The 23,631-nt window shown below is 60.0% G+C and carries 22 protein-coding genes; 9 read left to right on the forward strand and 13 right to left on the reverse strand.

Annotation, left to right across the window (positions count from 1 at the left end):
* Positions 1-105: 105 nt before the first annotated feature.
* The 5 genes from relA to HX814_RS16075 form a co-directional block, all read right to left on the reverse strand.
* Positions 106-2,349, reverse strand: a complete 2,244-nt coding sequence (gene relA / locus HX814_RS16055) for a GTP diphosphokinase (protein ID WP_008438176.1) — start codon at positions 2,347-2,349, stop codon at positions 106-108.
* A 136-nt stretch (positions 2,350-2,485) separates the two neighbouring features.
* Positions 2,486-3,838 carry a 23S rRNA (uracil(1939)-C(5))-methyltransferase RlmD gene (gene rlmD / locus HX814_RS16060; RefSeq protein ID WP_177008952.1) on the reverse strand — a complete coding sequence of 451 codons (1,353 nt, stop codon included), beginning with the start codon at positions 3,836-3,838 and terminating at the stop codon, positions 2,486-2,488.
* Positions 3,838-4,740, reverse strand: a complete 903-nt coding sequence (gene cysM, locus HX814_RS16065) for a cysteine synthase CysM (protein WP_003210736.1) — start codon at positions 4,738-4,740, stop codon at positions 3,838-3,840. The genes rlmD and cysM overlap by 1 nt, the downstream gene beginning before the upstream one ends.
* Positions 4,741-4,840: 100 nt before the next feature.
* On the reverse strand, positions 4,841-5,437 hold the full coding sequence (locus HX814_RS16070) for a tRNA-uridine aminocarboxypropyltransferase (protein ID WP_003210735.1): 597 nt from the start codon (positions 5,435-5,437) through the stop codon (positions 4,841-4,843).
* A gap of 6 nt (positions 5,438-5,443) precedes the next feature.
* On the reverse strand, positions 5,444-6,337 hold the full coding sequence (locus tag HX814_RS16075) for a LysR family transcriptional regulator (protein ID WP_003210734.1): 894 nt from the start codon (positions 6,335-6,337) through the stop codon (positions 5,444-5,446).
* 244 nt (positions 6,338-6,581) lie between these two features.
* On the opposite strand from HX814_RS16075, the gene speB reads away from it, so the two are divergent.
* The 4 genes from speB (at position 6,582) to HX814_RS16095 (ending at position 10,978) form a co-directional block, all read left to right on the forward strand.
* The gene (gene speB / locus HX814_RS16080; RefSeq protein WP_003210733.1) at positions 6,582-7,532 is read left to right on the forward strand and encodes an agmatinase; all 951 of its coding nucleotides are present in this window, start codon (positions 6,582-6,584) and stop codon (positions 7,530-7,532) included.
* Positions 7,532-7,957 (forward strand): nuclear transport factor 2 family protein, encoded by a 426-nt coding sequence (locus HX814_RS16085; protein WP_008438173.1) that lies wholly within the window; start codon positions 7,532-7,534, stop codon positions 7,955-7,957. The genes speB and HX814_RS16085 overlap by 1 nt, the downstream gene beginning before the upstream one ends.
* Positions 7,958-7,978: 21 nt before the next feature.
* Positions 7,979-9,484: a cytosine permease gene (locus HX814_RS16090; protein WP_003210731.1), complete on the forward strand. Its 1,506-nt coding sequence runs from the start codon at positions 7,979-7,981 to the stop codon at positions 9,482-9,484.
* Positions 9,485-9,595: 111 nt separating this feature from the next.
* Positions 9,596-10,978 carry a sodium:solute symporter gene (locus HX814_RS16095; protein ID WP_003210730.1) on the forward strand — a complete coding sequence of 461 codons (1,383 nt, stop codon included), beginning with the start codon at positions 9,596-9,598 and terminating at the stop codon, positions 10,976-10,978.
* Between the two features lie 60 nt (positions 10,979-11,038).
* Here the strand turns inward: HX814_RS16095 and HX814_RS16100 are convergent, their stop codons facing one another.
* From HX814_RS16100 to HX814_RS16105, 3 genes are all read right to left on the reverse strand, one after another.
* Entirely contained in the window at positions 11,039-13,138 is a 2,100-nt protein-coding gene (locus tag HX814_RS16100) for an FAD-dependent oxidoreductase (protein WP_177008951.1), read from the reverse strand.
* Between the two features lie 441 nt (positions 13,139-13,579).
* A complete protein-coding gene (locus HX814_RS31520; protein ID WP_003210728.1) occupies positions 13,580-13,702 on the reverse strand; it encodes a PA1414 family protein in 123 nt (40 codons plus the stop codon).
* Between the two features lie 137 nt (positions 13,703-13,839).
* Entirely contained in the window at positions 13,840-14,733 is an 894-nt protein-coding gene (locus HX814_RS16105) for a LysR family transcriptional regulator (RefSeq protein WP_177008950.1), read from the reverse strand.
* Between the two features lie 104 nt (positions 14,734-14,837).
* On the opposite strand from HX814_RS16105, the gene HX814_RS16110 reads away from it, so the two are divergent.
* Positions 14,838-16,046, forward strand: a complete 1,209-nt coding sequence (locus HX814_RS16110) for an MFS transporter (protein WP_102605394.1) — start codon at positions 14,838-14,840, stop codon at positions 16,044-16,046.
* On the opposite strand, the gene HX814_RS16115 is transcribed toward HX814_RS16110, so the two are convergent.
* The 3 genes from HX814_RS16115 to HX814_RS16125 all read right to left on the reverse strand — a co-directional run bounded on the left by HX814_RS16115 (position 15,958) and on the right by HX814_RS16125 (position 18,909).
* Positions 15,958-17,400, reverse strand: a complete 1,443-nt coding sequence (locus HX814_RS16115) for an NCS1 family nucleobase:cation symporter-1 (RefSeq protein ID WP_008438164.1) — start codon at positions 17,398-17,400, stop codon at positions 15,958-15,960. The two genes, HX814_RS16110 and HX814_RS16115, sit on opposite strands and share 89 nt — an antisense overlap.
* Positions 17,401-17,611: 211 nt before the next feature.
* A complete protein-coding gene (locus tag HX814_RS16120; RefSeq protein ID WP_177008977.1) occupies positions 17,612-18,019 on the reverse strand; it encodes a DUF2177 family protein in 408 nt (135 codons plus the stop codon).
* Positions 18,020-18,072: 53 nt separating this feature from the next.
* Positions 18,073-18,909, reverse strand: a complete 837-nt coding sequence (locus HX814_RS16125; RefSeq protein ID WP_177008949.1) for a S1 RNA-binding domain-containing protein — start codon at positions 18,907-18,909, stop codon at positions 18,073-18,075.
* Positions 18,910-19,232: 323 nt separating this feature from the next.
* Here HX814_RS16125 and HX814_RS16130 point away from each other — a divergent pair, with 323 nt between their 5' ends.
* From HX814_RS16130 to HX814_RS16140, 3 genes are all read left to right on the forward strand, one after another.
* Positions 19,233-19,412, forward strand: coding sequence for a hypothetical protein (locus HX814_RS16130; protein ID WP_003210722.1), 180 nt, complete (start codon positions 19,233-19,235; stop codon positions 19,410-19,412).
* A 208-nt stretch (positions 19,413-19,620) separates the two neighbouring features.
* Complete coding sequence (locus HX814_RS16135) at positions 19,621-20,346, forward strand: TorF family putative porin (protein WP_003210721.1); 726 nt, start codon at positions 19,621-19,623, stop codon at positions 20,344-20,346.
* Positions 20,347-20,412: 66 nt separating this feature from the next.
* Positions 20,413-21,279 carry a DUF6279 family lipoprotein gene (locus tag HX814_RS16140; RefSeq protein WP_177008948.1) on the forward strand — a complete coding sequence of 289 codons (867 nt, stop codon included), beginning with the start codon at positions 20,413-20,415 and terminating at the stop codon, positions 21,277-21,279.
* Between the two features lie 3 nt (positions 21,280-21,282).
* On the opposite strand, the gene HX814_RS16145 is transcribed toward HX814_RS16140, so the two are convergent.
* Positions 21,283-21,672 carry a hypothetical protein gene (locus tag HX814_RS16145; protein WP_008438132.1) on the reverse strand — a complete coding sequence of 130 codons (390 nt, stop codon included), beginning with the start codon at positions 21,670-21,672 and terminating at the stop codon, positions 21,283-21,285.
* A gap of 153 nt (positions 21,673-21,825) precedes the next feature.
* Between HX814_RS16145 and HX814_RS16150 the strand changes: the two genes are divergently transcribed.
* Positions 21,826-22,101: a hypothetical protein gene (locus tag HX814_RS16150; RefSeq protein WP_102605391.1), complete on the forward strand. Its 276-nt coding sequence runs from the start codon at positions 21,826-21,828 to the stop codon at positions 22,099-22,101.
* Between the two features lie 46 nt (positions 22,102-22,147).
* Here the strand turns inward: HX814_RS16150 and HX814_RS16155 are convergent, their stop codons facing one another.
* On the reverse strand, positions 22,148-23,494 hold the full coding sequence (locus tag HX814_RS16155; RefSeq protein WP_063034035.1) for a DEAD/DEAH box helicase: 1,347 nt from the start codon (positions 23,492-23,494) through the stop codon (positions 22,148-22,150).
* Positions 23,495-23,631 lie beyond the last annotated feature (137 nt).

Here is a 23,631-nt window from a genome sequence, read left to right on the forward strand (position 1 = left end):
GGGCTTGCTCGCGAAGGCGTCGTGTCAGTTGCCTGATATTTGACAGACACATCGCCTTCGCGAGCAAGCCCGCTCCCACATTTCAGTCCGCGCTCATCCAGCTACTCATGGCGTGCGATTACGCCGGGTCTCAATGATGTTCGGCAACTGGGAAATACGCCCCAGCAACCGACCCAACGCGTCCAGCCCCGGAATCTCGATGGTCAGGGACATCAGCGCCGTGTTGTCCTCTTTGTTCGAGCGGGTGTTGACCGCCAGCACGTTGATCCGCTCATTGAGCAGCACCTGCGACACATCACGCAGCAGCCCGGAACGGTCGTAGGCACGAATGATGATGTCCACCGGATAGGTCAACACCGGCACCGGGCCCCAACTGACCTGGATGATCCGCTCCGGCTCGCGCCCGCCCAGTTGCAACACCGAGGCACAGTCCTGGCGGTGAATGCTCACCCCGCGGCCCTGAGTGATGTAACCGACGATGGCGTCGCCCGGCAATGGCTGGCAGCAGCCGGCCATTTGCGTCATCAGGTTGCCGACGCCCTGGATCTGGATATCGCCGCGCTTGCCCGGCTTGTAGCCGGTGGCCTTGCGTGGAATCAGTTCCAGCTGCTCGCTGCCCCGCTCCGGCTCAACCAGTTGCTGGGCCAGGTTGACCAACTGCGCCAGGCGCAGATCGCCGGCACCGAGGGCGGCGAACATGTCTTCGGCGATCTTCATGTTGGCCTTTTCGGCCAGCTTGTCGAAGTCCACCTGCGGCAGGCCCAGGCGTGCCAATTCGCGCTCGAGCAAGGTCTTGCCGGCGGCGACGTTCTGGTCGCGCGCCTGCAATTTGAACCAGTGGACGATCTTCGCCCGCGCCCTGGACGTGGTGATGTAGCCCAGGTTCGGGTTCAGCCAGTCGCGGCTCGGCGTACCGTGCTTGCTGGTAATGATCTCGACCTGTTCACCGGTCTGCAGGCTGTAGTTGAGCGGCACGATGCGCCCGTTGATCTTGGCGCCACGGCAGTTGTGGCCGATCTCGGTGTGCACCCGGTACGCAAAATCCAGCGGTGTGGCGCCCTTGGGCAGGTCGATCGCGTGGCCGTCGGGGGTGAAGATGTAGACCCGGTCAGGTTCGATATCCACCCGCAGCTGGTCGGCCAAACCGCCGATGTCGCCCAGCTCTTCGTGCCACTCCAGCACCTGGCGCAACCAGGAGATTTTCTCTTCGTACTGGTTCGACCCGGCCTTGACGTCGGTGCCCTTGTAGCGCCAGTGAGCGCATACGCCCAGCTCCGCCTCTTCGTGCATCGCGTGGGTGCGGATCTGTACTTCCAGCACCTTGCCCTCGGGGCCGATCACTGCCGTGTGCAATGAGCGGTAACCGTTTTCCTTGGGGTTGGCGATGTAGTCGTCGAATTCCTTGGGGATGTGCCGCCACAGCGTGTGCACGATACCCAGCGCGGTGTAGCAGTCGCGCATTTCCGGCACCAGCACACGCACGGCGCGCACGTCGTAGATCTGGCTGAAGGCCAGGCCCTTGCGCTGCATTTTGCGCCAGATGGAATAGATGTGTTTGGCCCGGCCGCTGATGTCGGCTTCAACGCCGGTGGCCTGCAATTCGGTGCGCAGTTGGCTCATCACATCGGCGATGAACCGCTCACGGTCCAGCCGCCGCTCATGGAGCAGCGTGGCAATCTGTTTGTATTGATCGGGTTCGAGGTAACGGAAGGACAAGTCCTCCAGTTCCCACTTGATATGGCCGATGCCCAGGCGGTGGGCCAGCGGCGCGTAGATATCGAACACCTCGCGGGCGACGCGGTTGCGCTTTTCGTCGTCGGCGGTTTTCACCGCCCGAATCGCGCAGGTACGCTCGGCCAGCTTGATCAAGGCGACGCGCACGTCGTCGACCATCGCCACCAGCATCTTGCGCAGGTTTTCCACCTGGCCCTGGGTGCCCAGCACCATCGACTGACGCGGGCTGAGGCTGGCACTGATCGCCGCCATGCGCAGCACGCCGTCGATCAGCTTGGCCACCACGGTGCCGAAACGCTGGCTGATGGTGGGCAACTGAATGTGCCCTTCGCGCACGCCGCGATACAGCACCGCCGCGATCAGCGAATCCTGATCGAGCTTGAGATCGGCGAGGATCTCGGCGATTTCCAACCCGGTGCGAAAGCTTGAAGTGCCTTCGGCCCACAGGTTCTTCGCCGCATTGTCTTGCTGTTCAGACTCACGAGCGAACTCGCAGGCTGCTTTCAAGGCTTCACGGTCCAGTGCCGGGTCGACACTGATGGCATGATCCAGCCATGCCTCGAGATTGATACTGCCGTCGGTGTTGATCGGCTGGTGTGCTCTCACCTGTACCATCTTGCTTACCTTCCCTACGACGCACCTTTTAGTGCGTCAAAATCATCGCTGACCTGCTTTACAAAAAAAGCTTGTGCACGCTCCCTGGCAGGTCACAGGCCCAGGAGATGCAGGCCAGTCGGATTAAACGGGCATCCTAGCCCGCTTCAAATAACGCCATGGCCTCGACATGGGCCGTCTGGGGAAACATGTCGAGGATCCCGGCACGTTTTAGCCGGTAGCCTTGCTTGACCAACTCGACCGTGTCCCGCGCCAGCGTTGCCGGATTGCAGGACACATACACCAGGCGATCAGCCCCCAGGGTAGCGAGCTTGCGCACAACCTCCAGGGCACCATCGCGGGGTGGGTCCAAGAGTACCGCAGAAAAGCCCTGTTTGGCCCATTCCGCGTCGGTCAAAGGCTGGGACAAATCGGCCTGAAAAAACTGAACATTATGCAAATTATTGCTGACGGCATTCTGTGCCGCCCGGTCCACCATGGCCTGCACCCCTTCCACCGCCACCACTTCCCGCACTTGGCGGGCCAGCGGCAAGGCGAAGTTGCCCAAGCCACAAAACAAATCCAGCACCCGCTCGTCGGGCTTCGGCGCCAGCCAATCCAGCGCCTGGGCGACCATCGCCTGGTTGACCCCGGCGTTGACCTGCACAAAGTCTCCCGGGCGGTACGCCAACTGCAAATCCCACGGTTCCAGACGATAGCCCAAGGCCTGGTCTGGTTCGACCGGTTGCGGCTGGCCCTCGCCATGCAGCCACAGTTGGGCTTCATGGAACGTGCAAAATTCCTGCATGATCGTCAGGTCCGCTTCGGACAAGGGCGCCATGTGTCGCAACAACACGGCAATCGACGAACCACTGAATAATTCCACATGCCCCAATGCCTGAGGCTTGCTCAAGCGCCGCAGCATGTTGGGCAAACGCTGCATGATCGGTTGCAAGGCCTGTACCAGCACCGGGCAATCGTCGATGGCGACGATGTCCTGGCTGGCCACGGCACGAAAGCCGACTTCAAGTTTCTTCGCCTTGGCATCCCAGCGCACGGCCACGCGGGCGCGGCGGCGATAACCGAATTCCGGCCCACTCAAAGGCGCGGCCCACTCCTGGGGTTCGACACCTGCCACACGGGATAATTGCTCGGCGAGCATGCGCTGTTTCAGGGCGAGTTGTTCGTCATGGGGCAAGTGTTGCAGGCTGCAACCGCCGCAACGGCCGGCGTGCACACAGGGTGCCGGACGGCGCAGTTCGCTGGCGGTAAATACGCGCTCGGTGCGCGCCTCGACCACTTTGCCGTGGGCGCCCAACACCCGCGCTTCCACCTCTTCACCGGCCAGCGCACCCACGACAAACCAGGTGCGGCCTTCAAAGAACACAATGCCGCGGCCGTCGTTGGCCAGGCGCTCGATGGTCAGGCGCTGCTTCTTGCCTACAGGAATCTGTGGGGCCCGGCTGCCGCCCGTCGGTTGGAAGCGCAGGCCTCTCTCGTGCTTGGCCATCAGTTGGGCGCGTCGAAAATGCCGGTCGACAGGTAACGGTCGCCACGGTCACAGATGATCGCGACGATCACCGCGTTTTCCAACTCCTGGGACAAGCGCAACATCCCGGCCACCGCGCCACCGGACGATACGCCGCAGAAGATGCCTTCTTCACGGGCCAGGCGGCGGGTGGTGTCTTCGGCTTCACGCTGGGCCATGTCGATGATGCGATCGACGCGAGCCGCGTTGTAGATCTTCGGCAAGTACTCTTCGGGCCAACGACGGATCCCCGGGATCGCTGCGCCTTCCATCGGTTGCAGGCCGACGATCTGGATCTCGGGATTCTGCTCCTTGAGGTAGCGCGAGTTGCCCATGATAGTGCCGGTGGTGCCCATCGAACTCACGAAGTGAGTGATGGTGCCCTGGGTCTGGCGCCAGATTTCCGGGCCAGTGGTGGTGTAGTGCGCCTCGGGGTTGTCGCCGTTGGCGAACTGGTCCAGCACCAGGCCACGGCCTTCGGCAGCCATACGCTCGGCGAGGTCGCGGGCACCTTCCATGCCTTCTTCCTGGGTGACCAGGATCAACTCGGCGCCGTAGGCGGTCATCGCCGCCTTGCGCTCGGCGCTGCCGTTGTCGGGCATGATCAGGACCATCTTGTAGCCCTTGATCGCCGCGGCCATGGCCAGGGCAATCCCGGTGTTACCGGAGGTGGCTTCGATCAGGGTGTCGCCGGGCTTGATCTGCCCACGCAACTCGGCGCGGGTGATCATCGACAACGCCGGGCGGTCCTTGACCGAGCCGGCCGGGTTGTTCCCTTCGAGCTTGAGCAACAAGGTATTGCTGGTGTTGCCCGGCAGGCGCTGCAAGCGGACCAGCGGGGTGTTGCCGACGCAATCGGCGATGGTGGGGTACTGCAAGGTCATGGCGTATTCGCAATCCAGACTGCGGGGGCGACTATCATACCGGGAAAGGCTGGCGGGCCATATCACGCAAAGTGTGGTGCTTATCGCTTAATGGAATAAGTCAGGCGGGGCCGTGGTTTCTCTGGAACACTTCGTCGCCCATCGCCGCAATCTGTCCTTCGATCAATGCCTCGAACGGTTTCAGCAGCGGCTCAAATGAGGTGGGCGCTTCAAGCACCTGCAACGCCTGCACGATGGCCTCCACCGTCGACAACGCCCCGGGCCCCGGTGCCTTGCGCAGCCGATAACGGGACACGGCGCCTTCCGCCAGCGTCACCCGAGGCAGCGCCGCCAATAAAGGATTGAGGTGCAGCAACTTGCGCGCCTTGCGCCAGGTACCGTCCGGCACCACCAGCAGCAACGGTTCGTCGGATGGCGTATAGGCCTGCAAGGGTTGGGCATTTTCGTCCGGGAACAACAGACGCGCCTGATAACCCGGCGGATTCAACAACGCCTGCAAATCCTCAAACACCTCCCCCACCACCAACTGCGCATTCACCAAGCCCAGCGCCGCCAACCGCGCGGTATTCAAGGCGTGATTGACCTCACTCGGATGCTGCAACAGCAACACCCGGGTTCGGCTATCCAGCCGGGGAATCAGCGCGCACAGGCAGTGAGTGGTGGGCCGCAGGCAGCGGGAGCATTGGGGTCTGGACATGGGTTTTCAGGCCTGGTTGAGCTGGGCTTTGAGTAAATCGCGGAAGGTCTGGATCAGGGGTTCGCGGCTGCGGCCCCGGCGCATGATCATCGAGAACGGCGCCTGGTAACCAAAGGTCGCCGGCAGCAGTACCCGCAAATCCCCTTTGTCGGCCCAGGCCTGGGCGTAGTGTTCCGGGAGGTAGCCGATATAGGCGCCGGACAGCACCAGGATCAATTGCGCCTCCATACTTTCCACCGTGGCGGCGCTGTGCTTGAAGCCGTGACGCGCCAGTTCGGCCTGGCTCCAGTAACCACGACCGACCATGCGTTGCTGGGTGATGACTTGTTCGGGAATGCGCCGCTCGTTGAACAATGGGTGACGGGTGCTGCAATACAGCCAGTGCTGTTCGCGGTACAGCGGCATATAGATCAGCCCGCTCATCCGGTTGGAAAACGCACCGATGGCCAGGTCCAGGCGATTGTCCTGGACGCCGAGTTGCAACTCGTAAGGACTCATCACCGACAGGTGCAAATGCACCGCCGGGTGTTCCTGACTGTAGGCGCCGATCACTTCGGCAAACGGCAAGGCCTTGTCGCTGACGGTGGAGTCGAGTACGCCGAGTTTCAGGGTGCCGCGCAGTTCGCCTTTGAGCGCGGCGGCGTATTGCTCGAAGCCTTCCAGCTCGCCCAGCAGGCGCAGGGTTTCCTGATGAAACAACTCGCCCTTGCTGGTGAGGCTGAACCCGCCCCGCCCGCGATGGCACAGCACCAGGCCCAACGCGGCTTCCAGCTGGCTCATGTAAGTGCTGATGGCCGAGGTCGACAGGTTGAGTTCGTGCTGGGCATTGGCGAAACCCTGGTGCCGCACGACGCTGACGAAGATGCGCAGGAGTTTCAGGTCGGGCAAGGCGTTGGCCATGGGCTCTCCAGAGGCAAACATAAAACCTGTGGGAGCGGGCTTGCTCGCGAATGCGGTGGATCAATCGAACCCTCCGTGACTGACACACCGTATTCGCGAGCAAGCCCGCTCCCACATTTGAACCGAGTTTACCTCAGGCATTAGTTTAGAAAAATCTGAACTAAGTATTTGCCCCTGCCGATTCTTCCCTTCCCATGCATTTCGCAGAATCGGCTTCTAATAAACAAAACGATGAGGCAATCCCGTGGACAAGATTTTCCACCAACCACTGGGCGGCAACGAAATGCCGCGCTTCGCCGGCATCGCCACCATGATGCGTCTTCCCCATCTGCAATCGGCCAAGGGCCTGGATGCCGCCTTCGTCGGCGTGCCCCTGGACATCGGCACCTCCCTGCGTGCCGGCACCCGTTTCGGGCCACGGGAAATTCGCGCCGAATCGGTGATGATCCGCCCTTACAACATGGCCACCGGCGCCGCGCCGTTTGACTCGCTGTCGGTTGCCGACATCGGCGACGTGGCGATCAACACCTTCAACCTGCTGGACGCCGTGCGCATCATCGAAGAAGCCTACGACGAGATCCTCGAACACAATGTGATCCCGATGACCCTGGGCGGTGACCACACCATCACCCTGCCGATCCTGCGGGCGATCCACAAGAAACACGGCAAGGTCGGGCTGGTGCACATCGATGCCCACGCCGACGTCAACGACCACATGTTCGGCGAGAAAATCGCCCACGGCACCACCTTCCGCCGCGCGGTGGAAGAAGGCTTGCTGGATTGCGACCGCGTGGTGCAAATCGGCCTGCGCGCCCAGGGCTACACCGCCGAAGACTTCAACTGGAGCCGCAAACAGGGCTTCCGTGTGGTCCAGGCCGAAGAATGCTGGCATCACTCGCTGGCGCCCCTGATGGCTGAAGTGCGCGAGAAAGTCGGCGGTGGCCCGGTGTACCTGAGCTTCGACATCGACGGCATCGACCCAGCCTGGGCGCCCGGCACCGGCACCCCGGAAATCGGTGGCTTGACCACGATCCAGGCGATTGAAATCATCCGCGGCTGCCAAGGCCTGGATCTGATTGGTTGCGACCTGGTAGAAGTTTCGCCGCCGTACGACACCACCGGCAACACCTCGCTGCTGGGCGCCAACCTGCTGTACGAAATGCTCTGCGTATTGCCGGGCGTGGCGCACCGCTGATGAGCGCCCAGGCCGAGGTATTAAAAGCCGCGGCCGACCTGGTGTCGGCCTTCGCCCGCAATGATCGCGACGCCTACTTCGGTGCGTTCAGTGCCGACGCCAGCTTCGTGTTCTACACCCTCCCCCAGCCGCTGCTGAGTCGCGATGCCTACCAGGTGTTGTGGGACAGCTGGCGCCGGGACGAGGGATTTGAGGTGCTTTCCTGCACCTCAAGCAACGCTTTCGTCAGCCTGCACGGTGACGTCGCGGTATTTGTGCATGACGTGGCCACCGAGCTGCGCATGAACGGGGAGCAATTCTTTAGCCAGGAACGCGAGACCATTGTCTTCAAGCGGCAAGGGGTTCGCACACAACAAAAAGAAGGCCTGTGGCTGGCCTGTCACGAACATTTGTCCGCTATGCCGGAAGGGCTGCCGCCCCATTAGCCAATGTGATCGGAGCAGATCATGAATAATAAAAACAACGAAAACAGTATTCGCAACATAGAAACCAACGGCGTCGAACAGATCCCGGACCACGAACGTACCGCCGGGCCGAAGGATTTGTTTCGCCTGATTTTCGGCGGTGCCAACACCTTCGCCACCGCCGTGCTGGGGAGCTTTCCGGTGCTGTTTGGCTTGTCGTTCCAGGCCGGCGTCTGGGCGATTGTGCTGGGCGTGCTGGTGGGTGCGGTGATCCTCGCCCCCATGGGTCTGTTCGGTCCGATCAATGGCACCAACAACGCCGTGTCTTCCGGTGCGCACTTTGGTGTGCACGGGCGGATTGTCGGCTCGTTCCTGTCGCTGCTGACCGCTATTGCGTTCTTCTCACTGTCGGTGTGGAGTTCAGGCGATGCGCTGGTGGGCGGTGCGAAACGTCTGGTGGGCTTGCCGGAAACCGACCTGACCCTGGGCCTGGCCTACGGCGTCTTCGCCATTCTCGTGCTGACGGTGTGCATCTACGGCTTTCGCTTCATGCTGTGGGTCAACCGCATCGCAGTGTGGGCGGCGAGCCTGCTGTTCCTGCTGGGGATCTTCGCCTTCGCGCCGGCCTTCGACAGCCACTTCGCCGGCACCGTTGCCCTCGGCCAGACCGGCTTCTGGGCGGCGTTTATCGGTGCAGCACTGGTGGCCATGAGCAACCCGATTTCCTTCGGCGCGTTCCTCGGTGACTGGTCGCGCTACATCCCGCGGGAAACCTCGAAGATGCGGATCATGCTGGCGGTGGTGTTTGCGCAGATCGCCACGTTGATCCCGTTCCTGTTCGGCCTGGCCACCGCGACCATCGTGGCAGTCAAGGCACCGGACTATATCGCGGCCAACAACTATGTCGGCGGCCTGCTGGCGGTGGCACCGAGCTGGTTCTTCCTGCCAGTGTGCCTGATCGCGGTGATCGGCGGCATGTCCACCGGCACCACCTCGCTGTATGGCACCGGCCTGGACATGTCCAGCGTATTCCCGCGCCTGCTGTCCCGGGTCAAGGCAACGCTGCTGATCGGGGTGATGTCGATTGCCTTCATCTTTATCGGACGTTTCGCCGCCAACCTGGTGCAGAGCGTGTCGACCTTCGCCGTGCTGATCATCACCTGCACCACGCCGTGGATGGTGATGATGATCATCGGCCTAATCGTGCGCCGGGGTTACTACTGCCCGGATGACCTGCAAGTGTTCACTCGCGGCGAAACCGGCGGGCGCTACTGGTTCAGCCATGGCTGGAACTGGCGCGGCCTGGGGGCCTGGATCCCGAGTGCGCTGGTGGGCCTGTGCTTCGTCAACCTGCCGGGGCAGTTTGTCGGGCCGCTGGGCAACCTCGCCGACGGCATCGACATCAGCTTGCCGGTGACCCTGGGCCTGGCCTCGCTGGTGTACCTGACACTGCTTCGCGTGTTCCCTGAACCGGCTGCCGTCTACGGACCGACTGTGGCGAGGGAGCCTGCTCCCGTTCGACTGCGCAGCAGTCGCGAGGCTGCCTGATGAATTGCGTGGAATGGATTGGGGCTGCAATGCAGCCCAGCGGGAGCACGCTCCCTCGCCACACAGCCCCCTTTAGCCCCACATAAAAAAGATAATCGGAGACTCGCCGTCATGGCCTTAGATCTATTCGTCGTCCTCATCTACGCCGCCGGCATGCTGGTGCTCGGCTACTACGGCATGCGCCGCGCCAAGACCCATGAAGACTACCTGGTGGCCGGCCGCAACCTCGGCCCGACGCTGTACATGGGCACCATGGCTGCCACGGTGCTGGGCGGTGCGTCCACCGTCGGCACCGTGCGCCTGGGCTATGTACATGGTATTTCCGGTTTCTGGCTGTGCGCCGCGCTGGGCGCGGGGATCATTGCGCTGAACCTGTTCCTGGCCAAGCCGCTGCTGAAACTGAAAATCTTCACCGTGACCCAGGTCCTGGAGAAACGCTACAACCCCATGGCCCGCCAGGCCAGTGCGGTGATCATGCTGGCCTACGCGCTGATGATCGGCGTGACCTCGATCCTGGCCATCGGCACCGTGCTGCAAGTGTTGTTCGACCTGCCGTTCTGGATGTCGGTATTGGTAGGCGGTGGCGTGGTGGTGGTTTATTCGACCATTGGCGGAATGTGGTCGCTGACCCTGACCGACATCGTGCAGTTCGTGATCAAGACGGTCGGCCTGATGTTTATCCTGTTGCCAATCTGCCTGTACCGCGTCGGCGGCTGGGATGAATTGGTGGCCAAGCTGCCCGCGTCGAATTTCAGCTTCACTGAAATCGGCTGGGACACCATCATCACCTACTTCATGATCTACTTCTTCGGCATCCTGATCGGCCAGGACATCTGGCAACGGGTGTTCACCGCCCGTGACGAAAAGGTCGCCCAGTACGCAGGCACCTTCGCCGGTTTCTACTGCATCCTCTACGGCCTGGCCTGTGCGCTGATCGGCATGGCCGCCCACGTACTGATCCCGGACCTGGACAACGTCAACAATGCGTTCGCCGCCATCGTCAAAGTCTCGCTGCCCGACGGTATCCGCGGCCTGGTGATCGCCGCTGCACTGGCCGCGATGATGTCTACCGCCAGCGCCGGCTTGCTCGCCGCTTCCACCGTATTGACCGAAGACCTGCTGCCGCGCCTGCGTGGTGGCAAGCAGTCGAGCTTGAAGATCAACCGTCTGTTTACCTTGCTGACCGGTATCGCTGTGTTGGGTATCGCGCTGGTGGTGAGTGATGTGATCAGCGCACTGACCCTGGCATACAACCTGTTGGTGGGCGGCATGTTGATCCCGCTGATCGGGGCGATTTTCTGGAAGCGTGCGACGACTTCCGGGGCGATCACCTCCATGACCCTGGGTTTTGTGACCGCGCTGGTGTTCATGATCAAGGATGGTTTGGACGCCAATACGCCGATCTACTACAGCCTGGGTGTGGGCCTGGTGAGTTTTGTGCTGGTGAGTTTGCTGTCCCGTCGTCCGGAGGCTGTTGCGGCTCGGGCGATCTGAACGAATAGTTGAAAGTAGCTTTCTTCAGCGGGTGCGACGTCGGATGTCGCACCCGTTTTTTTATTCCCATACTGCCGAAACGGCCGGCGCTCTGGCCTGGATGACTTCCTGGACCAAAGAGGCCCATACCAATCCCTGCGTGGTGCCCCCGGCATAAGTTGCCCCCGCGACAATGCGGTTGTAGGCGGACCAATGCACGATTGAAAGTCCATCTGCGGTGCCGGGCCTGGCACATTCGATTTGTTGCAAGTCGCCACGTTCGATCGCACGGCTGCAGGACTTTGGAAAGTGTCGAGAAACGGCAGCCAGGCACGCCGCCCGTATCTGCTCCTTGTACTGCGGCGTCGAATCGGGCGGCACCTGCCCGGCGGAGACAAGGATGCAGTTCCCGTCCAGGCGGCAATTCATGACGCCGATTGGCAGGTCGTACTGCAGCTTGAGTCCGCGCATGTCGACACCTTCATCATCAACGGCGCGCAGCTTGAAAAACCAGCCAATGATCGGGATGACCTCTGGCTCGTCCACCCCCATGGCCGTAACGACAAAGTGCTCTCTACTCAGATCGGCAATTTGGACCGGACTCAGGTGCCGTGGCAGGAACTCAACCCCTGAGCGCTGCAAAAGCGTCACCATCTCATCCATTAAATGGATAAATTCCAGATCGTAGCCCGACACCTCAATCGCCCGCCCGACCTCGGGAACTCCATACATTGCCTGGAATTGCAGCTGACTGATCTCTGTAAACTCTCGCCCCGGCTTGCCACTCGGCCAAGGCCTGTTTTCGATATCCCGTTGCTCGCGGATTGCGGCCTCCGTGCCACTGGAGCCGTCCACATAGGCTCGTACAATTCGCGATCGTGCAAATCGTGCCAGCGATGGGTTGTCGGCCAGGAATTTTTCAAACAGCTCGATGCCTGCGCGATTGCACTCAATGGCCAGGTACTGATTTGCGGGAGTCAGGTAATCGTTAGGCAGCGGTTTTGCAGTCGTCTCCGTTGCTGACAGATGACGCATGTTCACCTGCTTGTGACTGGCACCATCGCGCTGCTGATTTCCTCCGTAAACCGTGACCTGATAATTTGCCAGGCGGAACATCACGGCTTGGAGCAGCCCGTTGATACCTCTGCCGATAATCGACACACGCGGCGCACCGGCATCGGCTTGCCGAGAGGGGATCGCCAATGAGTGTGCAAGCTTGCGCCGGACAAGGCCGCGCAAGGCCATCAAGCTCAGTTGCACCGAGACCGCATAGTCGAGGTCGCAATGGCAGGCTTCGGTGGTGGCCGCCTGTGTGGTCAGCGTCGCCGGCTTGTACCATGTGGAGACACTGCAGCCGAGCGCTTGTGTGCGCACCCGAAACGCATCCAGTGTCCTGGGGCCGTAGTCCAATATGAGCTGGATGTCTTCGGAGATTGCCAGGGCCTGCAACGCATCGTCGCTAAAGACATCCGGCTTGGCGACACAGACAAGGCGAGCCTTCCGGTGCAGGCACTCAATGAGGGTCCGATCAATGCGATAAATGGATTCATCATTCAGGGATAAGCATAGGGCGACTGCATTGGCCCCCTCGAGCGCCTCAAGCCAGTCGTCAACCAATGAAACCCTGCAATCGGAAGAGGCGTTCCCGAAACTGTACGGCACTCGATCGCGTCGATCCAACACCTTAATCCGAACATCCGGATCTCGAGCAAGCAACAACTTAACAAGCTCTTTCCCTACATTGCCGTATCCCAGTACACAGATGTCATGGGGCAAGGAGCCATCGGCCAGCGTCAGCCAGTGCGCAATATAGGCAGCAACATGCGGCGCATTGACCCCTGGCGTGTTAATCACTCGAACATTGTTGCGCTCGCACAGATCCAATCGGATCTTATCCAGACTTGTACCTCTGCGGACCAAATAGAGTTCGCCAAATGGGTGGGATATACGCCATTGGTTGATGACGTCGGCATCAATAACCTGGTCTGCGACAACGAGCGTTGATGGGCGCAGCAGTGCAATCTGTATAAGCAGAGCCTGCTTGGTTAACGTCGGCGGGAAAAACACCACGTTGCCGGGTGCATCAGCTTTCCAGCCACGCGATGCAGGGGCGATATGCAAGATGTTTTCGGTGGTGGCAATAAGTGACGCGGCGACTGGCGGAACGGAAGAGAACATCATGGTTTTGTCTCCAACAGTTCTGACTGGCTCCTACTCCGGAGAGCGCAACTCAATGAAGTTGGGGGCTTGTAAGAACTGCAAACGATACAAATCTTTTCGTGATGAAACTCAACCTACGCCTATCCTAATAATCAAATAAGCCGGTCGACTCTGACAAACAGGTAGTCCAATTCCGATACTTAATGGCAAAACTCGACTGACGCGCACACGTCCGGACTACCAATCGGTATTACCGTGGCATTGTTAAATTAAATATTTGAAGGATTATTCCGAAAGCAGGTGTCTTGAGAAAATCACCAAACCCCGGAAATGAAAACGTCCGGCCAAAGCCAGACGAAGAATTGAAGTACACAGCAACGGGTCATGATCAATCATGACTCCAATACATAGGCAAACCTCCTGGCCGCGCCCAAACAAACATGCTTGAGCGCTTTCCAGGACTTACCTGCGACGCGGGCGACGCTGCTCGTCATCGGTGCGGATTGGCACCGGTTGCAGCGGTGGCTCGATCAAGCCGAGTGCGACGCCGAGGTCGTGCAGCCAGTTTTGCAGTTTCTCTTTCATGGTGCCCCCTTGGGGTAATGCCGAGCGGCTGGAATTCTGTGGCCGCTTCCTACAGATAGTAGTCTTAAGTCTTACGTATTGCTTGAACGAAACCACAACGAACTATTACTGAATTGATCAAAATCCTGACGGATCGTTCAAGCAATCGCTCGGGTTTCGGTTTCCGGTAGCACCTTGCCCTCCTGCTGCAGGTCAATCCACGCATTGAGGTTAGCGCCGAGCATGCCCTTGCGCCACATCAACCAGGTGGTGGCGCTGGCAAAAGGCTCGGCCAGCGGATGAATGGACACGCTGTCCTTGCCCGGCAGGCTGTCGAGCATCGATTCCGACATCAACGCCACGCCGGAACCGGCGATTACACAGGCCAGCATGCCCTGGTAGGACTCGATCTCGATGGCCCGGCCCATGGCCACGCGATCGTGGGAAAACCAGGCTTCCAGGCGCGCCCGATAAGAACAACTGCGTCGGAAAGTGAACACCGAACGGCCGGCAACATCCTGCGGCCCACGCACCGGCGGATGATCCGCCTCGCAGATCAGCAGCAGGCGCTCTTCGCACAGCGGCACGCCGTCGAGGGTGGCCAGGGTCAACGGCCCATCCACCAATGCGGCGTCCAGGCGCCCGGTGATCAAGCCTTCCAGCAGTTCACCGCTGGGAGCTGACTGCACCTGCAGGTTCACCATCGGATACACCTTGTGGTAACGCGCCAGCAGCTTGGGCAAATGAATCGCCGCCGTGCTGTACATGCTGCCGAGCACAAAGTCTCCAGCCGGTTGCCCGCCTTGCACCGCGCCATGGGCTTCGTCATGCAAGGCCAGCAGGCGCGCACTGTAGTCCAGCAGCACTTTGCCTGCAGGAGAAAGCTGCAAGCGCTGGCGCTCGCGCACGAACAGTTCGACGCCCAGTTGTTCTTCCATCTGTTTAAGCCGGGTCGACAGGTTGGACGGCACCCGGTGCAAGCGCTCAGCGGCACGGGTGATGGAGCCTTCCTCGGCCACGGCCTGGAAAATCCGCAATTGACTGAACTCCATCACCATTCTCCAAAACTGAACAAGTTACTCACTATTATTCATTTTTAAAGAAAGTCAATCCGCTTTAGCCTGATGGTCACTCGCTGCTCCCAGGAAAAACCACCATGTCACCGCTGATCCGCTTACTCGCCAGCTTTATCGCCCTGATGATGGCCATGGGCATAGGTCGATTCGCGCTCACCCCGCAAATGCCGCATTTGCTCAGTGAAGGGCAGATCGACCTGACCGGCGCCGGCCTGATTGCGGCGGCCAACTACCTGGGTTATTTCGTCGGTGCGGTGGATTCGATCTTTGCCCGCAGCCATCATCATGTACGCGGGCGTTTGTACGGCGGGCTGTGGCTGTGTGTGCTGCTGACCCTGGCGTCGTACTGGGCCCACGGGTTCTGGCCGCATCTGTTGTTGCGCTTTGGCACCGGTGTAGCCAGTGCCTGGGCGCTGGTGATGATTACCAGCCTGAGCCAGCCACTGGCCATTGCGGCCGGGCGCCCACGCCTGGGTGCGCTGGTATTTGCCGGGCCGGGGCTGGGGATTCTGTTGACCGGGTTGCTGGCGCTGGGCTCCAACCTGTTGGGGCAAGACTCTGCAACCTTGTGGCTGGTGTATGGGGTAGTCGCCCTGGTCATGCTGCTGGCAATCCTGCCGTTCCTGCCCAAGCCTTCCGCTGCCGACTCGCCCGCTGCCAGCCACACCGACGTGGCCAGCAACGGCAGCATCACACATCTGTGCTGGATCTACGTGTTGTATGGCCTTGGCTACATCATCCCGGCGACATTCCTGTCACAGATGGCCAGCGCGCAATTCAAGGGCGCATGGCAAGCAGACCTGTTCTGGCCCTGCTTTGGCCTGGCTGCCGCGATTGGCGTGGTGGCGGCAAGTTTGCGCCGCAAGGACCCGGACACTACCCGTCGCTGGCTGATGACAACCCTTTGGCTGCAAGCGGCCGGCGTGTTTGCCTGCCTGCTGGGCAACGGTTGGGGGCTGGCGCTGGGGGTGTTGCTGTGCGGTGGGCCATTCCTGGCGTGCATGCAACTGGTGATGGCGCGCTTGCGTGATGTCGCCCCCCACGGCTACCAGCGCAGCACCGGGTTGCTGACCGCCAGCTTTGCGATCGGCCAATTGAGCGGTCCGTTGCTGGCGTCGGTGAGCAGCCACCTCAGCGGTGGCCTGCAACCGGCGCTGGTGGTAGCAGGCGCCGGTTTGTTGGTGGCCGGATCGGTGCTGGTCAGCCGGCAACCATCGACACAGGCGCGCGAACCTGTTCACGCCGCGCCAACACCAGGAAAAACAGCCCACCCAGGAAGCAGCCGGTAAACCAGGCGAAATTGGCCATGCCCTGCAGCGCCGGGGTGAAGGTGATCGCGACGCCTACCAGCGTCGCGGGCACCAGTGCCTTGACCGCCGTCCAGTTCACGCCGCCGTCAAAGTAGTAGCGCCCGCTCGGGCTGTCATCGAACAGCGCATCCACGTCGATCTTCTGTTTTTTGATCAGGTAGAAATCCACCAGCAGAATCCCGAACAACGGCCCGATAAACGCGGCGAGGATATCGAGGGTGTAGTGGATCATCAGCGGGTTGTTGAACAGGTTCCATGGGGTGATGAAGATTGAGGCCACCGCCGCAATCATTCCACCGGCACGCCAGCTGATTTTGCTCGGTGCCACGTTGGCGAAATCAAAGGCGGGCGAGACGAAGTTGGCCACGATGTTGATGCCGATAGTCGCAGTGACAAAGGCGAACGCCCCCAGCAACACAGCCATGTCATTGTCGATGCGCGAAACGGTGGCAATCGGGTCGTGGAGCATTTCGCCGAACACCGGCAAGGTGCCCGAGACGATCACCACGGTGACCAGGGAGAACGCCAGGAAATTTACCGGCAAGCCCCAGAAATTTCCGCGACGCACGTCTTTCATCGTGCGGCAGTAGCGGCTGAAATCACCGAAGTTCAAGGTCGGCCCGGAAAAGTACGACACCACCAACGCGGTTGCCACGATGATTTGGCCAAACGCCTGCCAGCCTGAGAGGGATTTTTCCGCCAGGGTGAAGCTGATATTGGCCCAGCCAGCCTTCCAGACGATCCAGCCTGCCAGGGCAAACATCACCGCATAGACCACAGGCCCCGCCCAGTCGATGAAACGACGGATGGACTCCATGCCCGCCCAGAACACCAGCGCCTGGAGCGTCCACAGGCTGAGGAAACCGAACCAGCCCAGGTACGACAGCCCGGCAAAATGCGGCTCTGCGTATACCGCCATCTGTGGGAAAAAGCGCAGCACCACAATGATCAGTGCGCTGGATGCCAGGTACGTCTGGATCCCATACCAGGCCACCGCGATTAAGCCGCGAATCACTGCCGGGATGTTCGCCCCAAAAACCCCAAAGGCCAACCGGCAGATTACCGGGTACGGCACTGCCGCCTGCTGGCTCGGCTTGGCCACCAGGTTGGCGATCAATTGCACAATGCAAATCCCGGCGAGCAAGGCGATCAATACCTGCCAACTGGCCAGCCCCAGGGCGAACAGGCTGGCGGCGAATACGTAGCCGCCGACGCTGTGCACGTCGCTCATCCAGAAGGCGAAGATGTTGTACCAGTTCCATTTTTGCGGCAGCGGTCCCAGGTCCTGGTTGTACAGGCGCGGGCTGTAGCCTTTGGGCAATTGTTCGGTCATCGCAGGGCTCCTCGTAAATACCGGCCTGCCACCCGCGACGGGAGTGCGTACGGGAGGCGGCATGGTTTGTATACGAGTTGATGAGCAGAATGCGTGCCAATGCAATAAAACTCGGCACAATCCCCCGTGGAGCTTGGCTCTTCAGGAGGCGTAGAGACGATTGAACGGTGGTGATTCGCTCAGGGATGGTGCAGGGCAATCCTGTACACAATCAATTGTGCACCCTGCGCGCACATTGATAGCCCACAGTGCAGCAAACGGCAGTCAGGAAGGTGCCCCAGGCGATGTCCATGAAGGCCAAACCGGCCGACCAGCCCTGCAGGGTTGCCCAATTGCTCAGGTCATAGGTGCCGTAGGCTACCAATCCCAGGAGTGCACCAAGCCGCGCGGCACGCTGACAGCCGCCGCTCGCCAACGCAGGCAGGACGACAAGCACCACACAACCGAATACATAGAGGAGATAGAACGCCACGGCTGGGAACAGGCGCGGCTGATCAAGCATCAACGGGCCGAGCAGCGCTTTGTAGGTCGGGCCCATGAGGACACCGAGCCACAGGCCGTCAAGAATCAGAAAGGCAAGCAACGTACCGAGGTAGGCGAAAAGCGTTTTTCTGGACATTGAGGCGGCCTTCTGCAGGAGCAAGCGTGCTCCTACAGAAGAGCCAACCGCGATCAGCTTAGTTCAATGCGATCCGCGTGGATCACAATCTGACCCTGCTTGTAGAGGGCGCCGATGGCCTTCTTGAAGTTGCCTTTGCTGACACCGAACAAACTGCTGATCAGTGCCGGGTCGCTTTTATCGCTGACCGGCAAGGTGCCGTTGTTGTCGCGCAACTTGGCGAGGATCTTCGAGTTCAGGCTGGAGGCCGCTTCTTCACCCACAGGCTGCAGGCTCAGGCTGATATTGCCGTCGACGCGGATTTCCTTGATGAAGCCTTTCTCTTCCTTGCCCGGGCGCAGGAACTTGAACACTTCGTTCTTGTGGATCAGGCCCCAGTGCTTGTTGTTGATAATGGCCTTGAAGCCCATGTCGGTGGCTTCGGCCACCAGCAAGTCAACTTCCTGGCCGACCTTGTAGGTGGCCGGGGTCTTGTCCAGGTAGCGGTCAAGGCGTGCGGTGGCGGTGATGCGCTTGGTGTGTTTGTCGAGGTAGACGTGTACCACGCAATACTCACCGGCGGTCAGCTGGCGCTTTTCTTCGGAGTAAGGCAGCAGCAGATCCTTGGGCAGGCCCCAATCGAGGAATACACCGATACTGTTGACTTCAACCACTTTCAGACTGGCAAATTCACCCACCTGTACTTTTGGTTTTTCGGTGGTCGCGATAAGTTTGTCATCGCTGTCCAGATAAATGAAAACGTTGAGCCAGTCTTCATCTTCACTGGGAATATCTTTGGGGATATATCGGTTGGGCAAGAGGATTTCGCCCTCTTGATCACCATCCAGGTACAAACCAAAGTTAGTGTGTTTAACCACTTGCAAGCTGTTGTAGCGCCCGACTAAAGCCATCTCAAATACCCTCATTGCGTGGGCGGCATTCTACCCGAGTTGACGACGGCGGTCCCGCGTACCGGCGTACAGGCCTGAAAAATCATGGGTTTGCCGAGAAGCGCCCCGCTCGTCAGGTCATCGGGCTGAATCCGGCCAGTACCCACGGCCGGATTTCCTCAAGGGATTCGAGTTAAAACAGCAAGTTAGGTGAGTATTTCACTTAATAATCCAGGCGAATCATAAACCCTGCGTATATTTCAGGGGGATATTTGCCAAGCAATTGTCAAGCATTTCATGTACGATGCATGGCCAAGTTAATTCTCTACAGGTTAGTGGCCGCCATGCGCGTAAAAGCATCCAACAGCAAAGCAAAGCCAGCTCCCGCCGTTGAAACCAGCGAATCGATCAACAGCCAAATTGCTGCATTCCTCAAGCAGGGCGGCGAAATCCAGCAGATTGCCAAAGGCGTAAGCGGCCAGACTTTCGGCCCGTCCAAGCAGATCACCCTGGGTAAAAAGTAAGACTCGCGCATTACACCTGGTCCCTATGCGCTTTGCCTTTCAAGGCGCTAGGACTAGAGCCCGCACTACCCCCTGATACACCCCTTTATTACGCCAATCGACGAACGGGCCTCATCTGCGAACCATCGCCGGTATGCTTGCACACGTCTAGATCGGGCATTTGCCTGATATTTCCCGTTACTGCTCCTCGCTTTTCATGGAGTGAAGCATGCTCAAATCCTGCATATTCCTGGCCGGTGCCCTGTTGGCCAGCCCCCTCGCCGAAGCGCAGGTTTTCCAGCGTGAATTGGGTGATTTCGACCTGAAATTGGGCACGACACCCAGCCGAAGCATGGCTCAAGGCCTGGTAAAGCCCACGGCACCCGGGAGCGACTCGTTCCATGGCGGCCTGGACCTGAGCCACGGCAGCGGCCTGTACCTCGGCCAATTCTCACCGAGCATGGGCATTTCCCCTACCAGCAACCTGGAAGTCGACTCCTACCTGGGTTTCAAACGCCCCTTCGACCAGACCCTGGGTTATGAACTGGGGATGATTCACTACAGCTATCCCAAGCTGAGCCCCCTGGACAGCCAGGAGTTCTACGGCGGCCTGACCTTGCTGGGCAATCGCTTCGGCGCCTCCTTCAGCAACGACCCGGACCGGCAGGACAGCACCCTGTTCGCCGACCTCGGCGGCACCAAGCCATTCGGCATCGGCGTCAGCATGAAGTACACCACCCACCAGCTCGGCACCCCGGTCTCGGTGGCCGATGGCAGCTCGATCCGCAGCTTCAGCGACTGGTCGGTACAATTTTCCAGGCCATGGATGGGCGTCGACCTGAACCTGATCTACAGCGACTCCAGCCTCAGCGGCGGCGATTGCTCGGCCTACTCCGGACACAACTCGCAATGCGACGGGCTGTTGACCCTGAAGGCCGAGCGGGCGTTTTATTGATGGGCTGAACTGTCGCTGCCCTGACGGGTTCAGATGCAATACTCTCGTCTGCGCAAGGACTCGCTCATGCTGCGTCGGTTAAAATTTCTGGTGATGTTGCTGACCCTCAGCCTGGTGCTTGCCGGCTGCAATCGGGTGGGCCTGGCCTATCGCAATCTGGATGTGATCATCCCCTGGACCCTCAGCGACTACCTGGAAATGAACGCCGGGCAGAAGAGCTGGTTCAACGACACACTCAAGGAACACCTGGCCTGGCATTGCACCACACAATTGCCGGGCTACCTGGACTGGCTCGATCGCCTGCAACAGATGGTCGACACCAACCAGGTGACTGACGCCGCCCTGCAAACCCGTACCGCCGAAGCCAAACAAGCTATTGCCGAGAGCGCCCGGGCGATCACGCCGTCCGCCGTCGAGCTACTGCAGGGGCTGGACGACCAGCAAGTACAGGATATGGAGCAAGCGTTCGCCAAGGACCTGCGCAAGCGTCAGGACGAATACCTGAAACCGCCCCTCGAGCAGCAGATCAAGGAACGCGCCGAGCGCATGAACAAGCGCCTCGATGCGTGGCTCGGGCCGTTAAGTGCCAGCCAGCAGAATCGCGTCACCGCCTGGTCGATCGCCTTGGGTGAGCAGAACCAACAATGGATTGGCAACCGCGCCCACTGGCAAACACTATTTATCGCAGCCGTCAAAGACCGCCACAGCAGCGATTTCCCTCAGAAGATCGAGCAACTGCTGGTGAACCGCGAAAGCCTGTGGACCCCAGAATATCGCCAGGCCTACGCCCAGACCGAAGCCGCTGCCCGCAGCCTGATCGTCGACCTGATGGCGGAAAGCACCGTGCCGCAACGCCAGAAGCTCACGCAGAAGATCGACAAGGTGCGCAGCGATTTCAAGGCCCTTAAATGCCTGAAGGCTGGCACCCCGTAGACATCAGGCAATCTGTGCTTTCGAAGCCACTTCATCAAACGTCGCCGGATCCAGCGCATCCGCCTGTTCGTCCAGCACCTGCCGGGGGTGATTATTGCCGGGGATGCTGCTGTCGATCAGGCTCAGCAGCTGTGAGCCGCGCGGGGTCAATTTGAAATTCTCCCCATTGCCGCACTCTTCCTCTGACCTCGACTCAATAAAGCCGTGCTTGAACAACAACGCCTCGTAATCCGCTGCGGTCTTTTTGAACTTATCAAGGTTACCGATGGGCTCTCTAGCATTAGCCCTTTCAGCGGCTTCCTCCTCGGCATATTTGCGCGGGGCGAAGTTGGCGCCACCGTTCTGTACCTCATGCAGCAATCGTTCGATCAAATCCCAATCGTAAGTCGTCATCCTGATTCCTCCTGAAGGCACACGAAATAGGCCCTTCAAAGGTGTGACATGCCGGGCCATCGTCCGTTCAGCCTAGTGGACAGGCGCAATTTCGCTGAACTTTTAAGCGCTCGCGGCCCTCAACCGAACATCATCGCCATGGAGGTCCGAATTATGAAAACCCTGCTGAATATGACCGTGGCGGCCACGCTGCTTGCCGCCCTGCCCGCCTGGGCCTGCACGCCGGAAGAGGCCACCGCCAAACGTGAGCAACTGGCCAAGAAGGTGACCGAGCTCACCCAGCAGAATCCAGAGAAGGCCAAGGAGATCAACGAAGAACTGCAGAACATGAAGCTGGAAACCGCCAGCGCAGACCTGCCCGACAAGTGCCAACTGATCGACCAGCGCCTCACGGAACTCAATGAGGCGACCGACAAAACTAAAAACTGAGGCGAAAAAAAACCGGACATTGTCCGGTTTTTTTATGGCTCAAGCGTTATTCGGCAGCCGGTGCTTCCGGCTTGCGGCGCTTCAGAGGCGCCATGCCGTCCTTGCTGACCAACGACAGGTTGTCGGTCTTTGGACGGTTGGCAATCTTGCGCTTGGTCGGCGACTTGGCACCGGCCTTCTTCTTGTCGCCCTTGGCGTCGACCTTTTTCTTCTTCACGCCAACGGCCTTGCCCGATGCCTTGACCTTCTTCGGCCCGCCGTAGGTGCCTTTGACTTCCTTGATGGTGCGGCGCTCGAACGACTGCTTCAAGTAGCGCTCGATGCTCGACATCAGGTTCCAGTCGCCATGGCAGATCAGCGAGATCGCCAGGCCATCGTTGCCGGCACGCCCGGTACGACCGATACGGTGCACGTATTCGTCGCCGCTACGGGGCATATCAAAGTTGATCACCATGTCCAGGCCGTCAACATCCAGGCCGCGGGCGGCAACGTCGGTGGCGACCAGGATCTTCACGCCGCCTTGCTTGAGGCGGTCGATGGCCAGCTTGCGGTCCTTCTGGTCTTTCTCACCGTGCAGGACGAACGCCTTGTACTCCTGAGCCACCAGGCGACCGTAGATGCGGTCGGCCATGGCCCGGGTGTTGGTGAACACGATAGCCTTCTGATAGGTCTCGTTGGCCAGCAACCAGTTGAGGATCTGCTCTTTGTGCACGTTGTGGTCAGCAGTGATGATCTGCTGACGGGTGGTCGAGTTCAGGTCGCTGACGTTGTTGACCTGCAGGTGCTCAGGGTTGTTCAGGACCTTGGCGACCATGTCGCGCAGGGTCGAACCACCGGTGGTGGCCGAGAACAGCATGGTCTGCTGGCGGTTGACGCACTCTTGCACCAGGCGCTGCACGTCGTCGGCAAAGCCCATGTCGAGCATGCGGTCGGCTTCGTCGAGCACCAGCACTTCAACTTCCTTGAGGTCCAGGTTGCCGGCGTTCAGTTGTTCGATCATCCGGCCCGGGGTGCCGATCAGGATGTCCGGCACCTTGCGCAGCATGGCGGCCTGGACCTTGAAGTCTTCGCCGCCGGTGATCAGGCCGGACTTGATGAAAGTGAACTGCGAGAAGCGCTCCACTTCCTTCAAGGTCTGCTGGGCCAGTTCGCGGGTCGGCAGCAGGATCAGGGTCTTGATGCTGACACGGACTTTCGCCGGGCCGATCAGACGGTTAAGGATCGGCAGGACGAAAGCGGCAGTCTTGCCACTCCCGGTTTGAGCCGTCACCCGCAGGTCACGCCCTTCGAGCGCGAGCGGGATGGCCGCTGCTTGCACAGGCGTTGGCTCGACAAATTTAAGCTCGGCCACGGCTTTGAGCAGGCGTTCGTGCAGGGCGAATTGGGAAAACACGGGTGCTACCTCGAAGAATTACAAAAAAACAGCTGCATAGGGTAACGGTTTCGGGCGCCGAGGCCGAGTTTCTTTACGCGAACGGGGTTAATCAGGCGCTTTTTTGTCAGGGGATTTGTCCACAACCACAACTTTGA

This window comes from Pseudomonas sp. C8002 (genome assembly GCF_013385765.1).
In the GTDB taxonomy this organism is placed as follows: Bacteria; Pseudomonadota; Gammaproteobacteria; order Pseudomonadales; family Pseudomonadaceae; genus Aquipseudomonas.

Excerpts from the sequence above, each read along its gene's own strand:
- relA (WP_008438176.1), bottom strand. The coding sequence starts at position 2,349 with ATGGTACAGGTGAGAGCACACCAGCCGATCAACACCGACGGCAGTATC.
- rlmD (WP_177008952.1), bottom strand. The coding sequence starts at position 3,838 with ATGGCCAAGCACGAGAGAGGCCTGCGCTTCCAACCGACGGGCGGCAGC.
- cysM (WP_003210736.1), bottom strand. The coding sequence starts at position 4,740 with ATGACCTTGCAGTACCCCACCATCGCCGATTGCGTCGGCAACACCCCG.
- HX814_RS16070 (WP_003210735.1), bottom strand. The coding sequence starts at position 5,437 with ATGTCCAGACCCCAATGCTCCCGCTGCCTGCGGCCCACCACTCACTGC.
- HX814_RS16075 (WP_003210734.1), bottom strand. The coding sequence starts at position 6,337 with ATGGCCAACGCCTTGCCCGACCTGAAACTCCTGCGCATCTTCGTCAGC.
- HX814_RS16085 (WP_008438173.1), top strand. The coding sequence starts at position 7,532 with ATGAGCGCCCAGGCCGAGGTATTAAAAGCCGCGGCCGACCTGGTGTCG.
- HX814_RS16090 (WP_003210731.1), top strand. The coding sequence starts at position 7,979 with ATGAATAATAAAAACAACGAAAACAGTATTCGCAACATAGAAACCAAC.
- HX814_RS16095 (WP_003210730.1), top strand. The coding sequence starts at position 9,596 with ATGGCCTTAGATCTATTCGTCGTCCTCATCTACGCCGCCGGCATGCTG.
- HX814_RS16100 (WP_177008951.1), bottom strand. The coding sequence starts at position 13,138 with ATGATGTTCTCTTCCGTTCCGCCAGTCGCCGCGTCACTTATTGCCACC.
- HX814_RS31520 (WP_003210728.1), bottom strand. The coding sequence starts at position 13,702 with ATGAAAGAGAAACTGCAAAACTGGCTGCACGACCTCGGCGTCGCACTC.
- HX814_RS16105 (WP_177008950.1), bottom strand. The coding sequence starts at position 14,733 with ATGGAGTTCAGTCAATTGCGGATTTTCCAGGCCGTGGCCGAGGAAGGC.
- HX814_RS16110 (WP_102605394.1), top strand. The coding sequence starts at position 14,838 with ATGTCACCGCTGATCCGCTTACTCGCCAGCTTTATCGCCCTGATGATG.
- HX814_RS16115 (WP_008438164.1), bottom strand. The coding sequence starts at position 17,400 with ATGACCGAACAATTGCCCAAAGGCTACAGCCCGCGCCTGTACAACCAG.
- HX814_RS16120 (WP_177008977.1), bottom strand. The coding sequence starts at position 18,019 with ATGTCCAGAAAAACGCTTTTCGCCTACCTCGGTACGTTGCTTGCCTTT.
- HX814_RS16125 (WP_177008949.1), bottom strand. The coding sequence starts at position 18,909 with ATGGCTTTAGTCGGGCGCTACAACAGCTTGCAAGTGGTTAAACACACT.
- HX814_RS16130 (WP_003210722.1), top strand. The coding sequence starts at position 19,233 with ATGCGCGTAAAAGCATCCAACAGCAAAGCAAAGCCAGCTCCCGCCGTT.
- HX814_RS16135 (WP_003210721.1), top strand. The coding sequence starts at position 19,621 with ATGCTCAAATCCTGCATATTCCTGGCCGGTGCCCTGTTGGCCAGCCCC.
- HX814_RS16140 (WP_177008948.1), top strand. The coding sequence starts at position 20,413 with ATGCTGCGTCGGTTAAAATTTCTGGTGATGTTGCTGACCCTCAGCCTG.
- HX814_RS16145 (WP_008438132.1), bottom strand. The coding sequence starts at position 21,672 with ATGACGACTTACGATTGGGATTTGATCGAACGATTGCTGCATGAGGTA.
- HX814_RS16150 (WP_102605391.1), top strand. The coding sequence starts at position 21,826 with ATGAAAACCCTGCTGAATATGACCGTGGCGGCCACGCTGCTTGCCGCC.